The organism is Colwellia psychrerythraea (assembly GCF_000764225.1).
GTDB classification, from domain to species: Bacteria; Pseudomonadota; Gammaproteobacteria; order Enterobacterales; family Alteromonadaceae; genus Colwellia; species Colwellia psychrerythraea_D.
In genome coordinates, this window is record NZ_JQED01000022.1 from 1 (window position 1) to 4,338 (window position 4,338).

The 4,338-nt window shown below is 36.9% G+C and carries 2 protein-coding genes, 1 tRNA gene and 3 rRNA genes; 1 reads left to right on the plus strand and 5 read right to left on the minus strand.

Translation table 11 applies throughout. The annotated features are described in order from the left end of the window. Window positions 1–113: ribosomal RNA gene (locus ND2E_RS0121500) — 16S ribosomal RNA — on the minus strand; the annotation flags it as partial. A gap of 600 nt (window positions 114–713) precedes the next feature. Next, a complete protein-coding gene (locus ND2E_RS11195) occupies window positions 714–1,964 on the minus strand; it encodes a DEAD/DEAH box helicase (RefSeq protein WP_033093833.1) in 1,251 nt (416 codons plus the stop codon). A 92-nt stretch (window positions 1,965–2,056) separates the two neighbouring features. On the opposite strand from ND2E_RS11195, the gene ND2E_RS11190 reads away from it, so the two are divergent. Beyond that, window positions 2,057–3,664, plus strand: coding sequence for a response regulator (locus tag ND2E_RS11190; protein ID WP_033093834.1), 1,608 nt, complete (start codon window positions 2,057–2,059; stop codon window positions 3,662–3,664). Window positions 3,665–3,680: 16 nt separating this feature from the next. Here the strand turns inward: ND2E_RS11190 and ND2E_RS11185 are convergent. The 3 genes from ND2E_RS11185 to rrf (ND2E_RS11175) form a co-directional block, all read right to left on the minus strand. Next, window positions 3,681–3,765, minus strand: a tRNA-Tyr gene (locus ND2E_RS11185). A 137-nt stretch (window positions 3,766–3,902) separates the two neighbouring features. Next, window positions 3,903–4,017 (minus strand): 5S ribosomal RNA (gene rrf, locus ND2E_RS11180). Window positions 4,018–4,118: 101 nt separating this feature from the next. Next, window positions 4,119–4,233: ribosomal RNA gene (gene rrf, locus ND2E_RS11175) — 5S ribosomal RNA — on the minus strand. Window positions 4,234–4,338 lie beyond the last annotated feature (105 nt).

Sequence of the window (4,338 nt, forward strand, 5' to 3'; positions counted from 1 at the left end):
CACCCGTCCGCCGCTCGTCATCTTCTAGCAAGCTAGAAATGTTACCGCTCGACTTGCATGTGTTAAGCCTGCCGCCAGCGTTCAATCTGAGCCATGATCAAACTCTTCAATTAAAAATCGTTTGTGCGAGATAAACTCGCTGCTCAATGAATTCTGTCGTGATATTTACCGAAGTAAATATCGCATTACATATATAAGTATATATTTTTTGCATGAACATCATTCATTAAGCGGTTTTTTGTTCCCAAAGGAAACTAAGTAAAACAACTGTAATGTGAGTGTCCACACAAATTGCATGATAACTAATTGTTAAAGAACTCTCTGTCGAGATAGGCCTTAATCGCATTCGTTAAGTGCCTTGTACCTCTTGCTAACGTTGCCGTTTGCCCGAAGCAGGATGCGCATGATACGCCCCTCAGTTTTGATGTCAACGTTTTTCTTAAAGAAAAAGTAAAGTATTTTAAATACACTTTAAAACCTGACGTTAAGTTATCGAAATAAGCTTAAAAGCATCTAGATAACTTATCAAAACAGTTCTTTGATGATTCATTTTGTGTGAACCCCTTGGAACTGGAGCGCATTGTAGAGACTTCCTTGTATAGTACAAGCATTAATTAGTCATTTTTGGTTGTTCGATTATAAATACTGCTATTCGGTTGCTTTACATAACAATATTGCTCGTAATTGAAGCAAGACCTCAGAACTATGCGTTCTTACTTTCTTCTATTACGGGTATTTCTCCTTAAGTTTTTTGATGGTTCCCCTTTAGATAAAGCATTTTTACGCGCATTTTTTTTATTTACTGTTTTTTTATTTGAATTAGCACTTTTTGTTAAGTCAGGCTCATAGCCTGGTAACCATTGCTGTAATAGGCGAATATCCAATAACTCTTCAATAGCGGTTAATAGCCATTCTTCTCCAACACTGACTAGGGAAACAGCCAATCCTGAATTCCCAGCTCTTGCAGTACGCCCTATCCGATGAACATAGTCCTCTGCGTTATAAGGAAGTTCGTAATTAATTACATGAGATAAGCCTTTTATATCAATACCACGAGCAGCGACATCAGTGGCAATTAATGCGCGAACTTTTCCCTGTTTAAATTCAAGGAGTGCTTTATCACGTGCACCTTGTGATTTATCACCATGTATCGCCAATGATTTTACACCATCTTTTGTCATTTCTTTTGCTAACTCATCAGCACATTGTTTAGTTCTAGTGAAAACTAAAACTTGCTGCCAATTTCTTGAACCAATTAAGAACGAAGTCAGCTCTCTTTTTCGATCAGCATCCACGCTAAATACAAGTTGCTCCACATCATCTGCTGCTTTGTTGTTCTCATCAATTTCTACTAATTTTGGATCTATTAAAATGTTTTTACTCATCTTGTAGATCTCTTCTGCAAATGTCGCTGAAAAAAGTAAGGTTTGCTTTGTTCTTGGTAAAACACGGGTAATCCGAGCAATTTCATCTTTAAAGCCCATATCCAACATTCGGTCTGCTTCATCAAAAACTAGAGTATCTATCTCTGATAAGTTAACTGACCCAGTACTGAGCAAATCAAGCAATCGACCAGGTGTTGCTATCAATATATCGGCACCTGCCTTTAATTCAGTGATTTGTTTTTTTGTACTTACCCCGCCATATGCAATTCTTGTAGTGACACTTGTAAATTGCCCGTAATGACAAAAGCTTTTATAAACTTGTTGGGCAAGCTCTCTCGTTGGTGTCAGCACCAATACCCTAAGTTTTTGCTTACAAGGTTGAGCTAATAATAACTTCTGAAGGATAGGCAATGCAAAGGCCGCTGTTTTACCTGTACCGGTTTGAGCTCTTGCCATAACATCATGTTTAGCAATAATTAGTGGGATACTTTGCTTTTGTATTTCTGTTGGTTCATCATAAGCAGATTCGGTTATTGCTTTTAGTAGTGCTGGGTCCAAAGAAAAGGAAGAAAAGGTCATTCGATTAGCCAATATAATATTAAGTTGGCTAATTGTAGCAGAAGTCAGATATTACTATCCCAGTTATTAGCTGATTTGACAGTAAGGATGTTATGGCAAAGTACAATTATCAAAATATGCGTTTCTTGATTGTTGACAATATCAAGCCGTCTCAAGAAATTCTCAAACAGTTTGTTATAGGCTTAACGACAAAACAAGTTGATAGCACTCATTATGCACAAGATGTAGCTTCGATTTGCCAACAAAGATCCTATGATGTGATTTTCTTGGGTTACGACCTAGGCGATAACCAAAAGAATGGTCAGCAAATCCTTGAGGAGTTAAGAGTAAACGGTTATATAACACGTCATTGTATTGTAATATTAATAACTGCTGAAGTTTCGCAAGCTATGGTTTTAGCGGCCCTTGAACACAAGCCTGATCATTACTTATGTAAGCCTTATACTTTAAGTGAATTAGAAAAGCGCCTTAACTCTTGCATACATAAGAAGATGGCGATGACACATATCTATCAAGCTCTTGATGATAACAATCCAGAACTAGTGATCAGGCATTGTAAACATGCTTTATCAACAGACACACCTTATAAAATTGAATGCTTAGGCATCATTGCAAGACAATATTTCGAATTAGGCAGATTCGATGAAGCTAAAAGAATTTATTTAGCTTATAAAGATACAGTAAATTGCCAATGGGCCATCATCGGTTTAGGTAAAGTTGCGCTACTTGAACAGAATTTATCACAAGCTGAAACGCTCTTTAAACTTTTAATTAAAAATCATCCTCTGTATTTATCTAGTTACGATTGGTTAGCAATAACATATGAAGAACAGTTTCATTATTTGCTCGCAGAAGAGATCCTAGAACAAGCATTGTTATTATCACCCCGTTCTTTAACACGTTTAAAAAAATACGCCCACCTGTGCATTCATAATGAACACTTTGCTAAAGCGACGATAGCTTATGAGAGAAATTATAAACTAGCACAAAATTCGATTCACCATTGTGCCGATAACACAATCAAGTATGTACAAGCGCTAATAAAGCATGCTCCTTCTCTGCCACTAGTTGAAGCAAAGAAAATAAACAACAAAGCTTTTTCTTTTTTAAAACAGATGGCAAGGGACTTTAAAGATAGTGATATAAAAATACAATCACACTTACTAGGAGCATGTTTATTTGAGATCACAAAAGAACGTCAACTAGCCAATGATGAGATTAGAAGAGGTGAGACAATACTCGCGATAGAGCATATCAATATTGAAACGAATAAATTACATGAAATATCCAATACATTAGATAAATTGAATAGAAAAGATCTTGTGGATAAGATACTTAGTACAAAAGAAGCGCTTTATAGACCTAAAACCTTGGATAGTGCTGATTTGCCACTTTATTCTATTAAAGATAGAGCCCAATCAGATATTGAGCATGCTTTATCTCTTTACTCAGAAGAAAAGTATCATGAAGCAACTTTGAGATTACAAGATGCTTATAAAATGTTTCCAAAACATGTAGGTATAAAATTAAACCTTATACAAGTATTGTTAGTAGCATTCGACCATTATAATCAGCCACTAGGAGATCTATATCAGGCAAAAGCTTTGTTACTCGAACTAAACCAATTAAATTTAAATAAAGATGACATGGAAAGGCTGAAAAAAATGCAAAAAAAATACCAGCGAATTGCTGGTATTTAATTATTCTACAAGAATATGGTGGAGGGAGGTGGATTCGAACCACCGAAGGCTGAGCCGTCAGATTTACAGTCTGATCCCTTTGGCCACTCGGGAACCCCTCCACGGGGCCATTACATCAACTAGTTGATGGAATTTGGAGTCTAGCAATGTCTCACTACGCTATCACATGGGGTTAACTGTAACATAAGTCACACTACCATCAGCGCTTGCATTATTCATTGCCAGCTAATAATTGGGAGTCTAGCAATGTCCTACTCTCACATGGGAACTCCCACACTACCATCGGCGCAACTGCGTTTCACTTCTGAGTTCGGAATGGAGTCAGGTGGGACCACAGCGCTATTGTCGCTAGACAAAAACTTTTATTTATTATTTCACTAATTAAAAGTAAGTTAATAAATAAAAACTTAAACAAAAAGCCCGACTCTGATGAATCGGGCTTCTTTAAATAGAAGTTTAGCAATGTCCTACTCTCACATGGGAACTCCCACACTACCATCGGCGCAACTGCGTTTCACTTCTGAGTTCGGAAAGGGATCAGGTGGGGCCACAGCGCTATTGTCGCTAAACAAAAAGGGTACAATCTAGAAAATCGATATAAATAGTATTCAATCTACGTAAAGTATTTCAAGTAACACGTTAAGTACGTGATTTTACATTGTTGTAATTTGTCA

What these genes read in the sequence shown, in the direction of transcription:
- ND2E_RS11195 (WP_033093833.1), bottom strand. Translation starts at nt 1,964, where the DNA reads ATGACCTTTTCTTCCTTTTCTTTGGACCCAGCACTACTAAAAGCAATA.
- ND2E_RS11190 (WP_033093834.1), top strand. Translation starts at nt 2,057, where the DNA reads ATGGCAAAGTACAATTATCAAAATATGCGTTTCTTGATTGTTGACAAT.